At 69.6% G+C, this 1,537-nt stretch carries 1 protein-coding gene; it reads left to right on the top strand.

The features are described from left to right. Nucleotides 1-38 precede the first annotated feature (38 nt). Nucleotides 39-1,537: sigma-54-dependent Fis family transcriptional regulator (locus tag K3M35_RS25700; protein ID WP_220667278.1), on the top strand; the 1,499-nt coding region annotated here is incomplete at its 3' end.

The following is a 1,537-nucleotide window of genomic DNA, read 5'->3' on the forward strand; positions in this document are numbered from 1 at the left end:
CGAAGCTTGTGCGTGCGGCGCGGCCGGTCCTGGATCGGTTGGCCGATCAACTCGCCGATGCGCCGGTGACGATCTTGCTCGCCTCGCAGGATGCGACCATCGTCGATCGGCGGGCCGGGCAGCGGTCACTGCTCGGCCGTCTCGACCGTGCCCAGGTCGCCCCGGGGTTCATCTTCGCCGAGGAATGCGCCGGAACCAACGGGATCGGCACCGCCCTCGAAGAACGCAAAGCGTTCCGGGTCCGCGGGGAAGAGCACCTGCTCGAGGCGTTGCATCCGCTGGCCTGTGTCGGCTCCCCGATCGTCGATCCGGTCTCACGCGCGGTGACCGGCATCGTCGACATCACCTGCGAGATCGGCGATGTCAACGAGCTGATGGCACCGCTGGTGCTCTCGGCGGTACGCGATATCGAAGAGCGATTGTTCGCCCTGTCCGCCCGCAGCGAGCAGAACCTGCTGCGCGAATACATGCGCAGCAAACGCCGCGGCCACGCCGCGGTGGTGGCGATGAGCCGGGACACGGTGATCGCGACCCCGACGGTGTCACGGTTGATGGACTCGACCGATCAGATGATGATCTGGGACTGGATCAGCACCCATCTGGCCGCCAAGGACGAATGGGAAGGACCGCTGCGTTTCGCCGACGGGATCGACGTGCGGGTCCATGCCCGCCGGGTCGGTGAGTCCACCGATCCGCTCAGCGCGATCCTCGAACTGCGCCCGCTGGCCTCCCCGGCTCCGCCGCGACCGCGCGCCCGCCTGGCCCCCGCCGCGCCCGCCGGTGTGGCGCCGGCGACGCGTATCGCCGGCCGCAGCCTGGCCGCGCACCGACTCCAGGACCGGGTCGACGAGATCACCGCGACCGTCGCGCCGGTGCTGATCGTCGGTGAGTCCGGTGTCGGCAAAACCCATCTGGCGCGGCAGATCCAGCACCGCTGGGGCCGGCACGACCCGGTCCCGAGCGTCGATGCGTCGACGTTGACCCCCTCGGCGGTGGCCGAGTTGCGGGCGCGTCTGTCCGGCAGTTTCGCGTGCATCATCGAGCACCTCGACGAGGTCCCCGACGACGCTGTGGCTTCTACCCGGCGGTTGCTCGACGCTGCCGTCGAGCTGGGTGCACCGGTGATCGCCACCGCCACCTCGAGCACCCCCGACGATCTGCGGCATCAGGTGCAGACCCATGTGCGGCGCAGTGTGTGCATCCCGCCGCTGCGCCAGCGCATCGAAGATCTCACCGATCTCGCGCGGGAGTTGCTCGCCGCCGAACTCCCCGACCGTCCGACCCCGCAACTGCAACCGGCCGCGCATCGGGCGTTGATCGACCATCACTGGCCCGGCAACCTGCGTGAACTCGCCTCGGTGCTCAGTACCGCGGCGGCGCGGTCGATGGGATTCGACATCAAACTCGAACATCTGCCCGCCGACTACCGCGCCCTCGGCGCCGGCCGCCGGTTGACCTCGCTCGAACGCACCGAACGCGAAGCGATCGTCCGCGCCCTCGACGAGTCCGACGGCAACAAATCCCTCGCCGCCCACCG

It is taken from the genome of Rhodococcus sp. DMU2021 (genome assembly GCF_019641445.1).
Taxonomy (GTDB): Bacteria; Actinomycetota; Actinomycetes; order Mycobacteriales; family Mycobacteriaceae; genus Rhodococcus; species Rhodococcus pyridinivorans.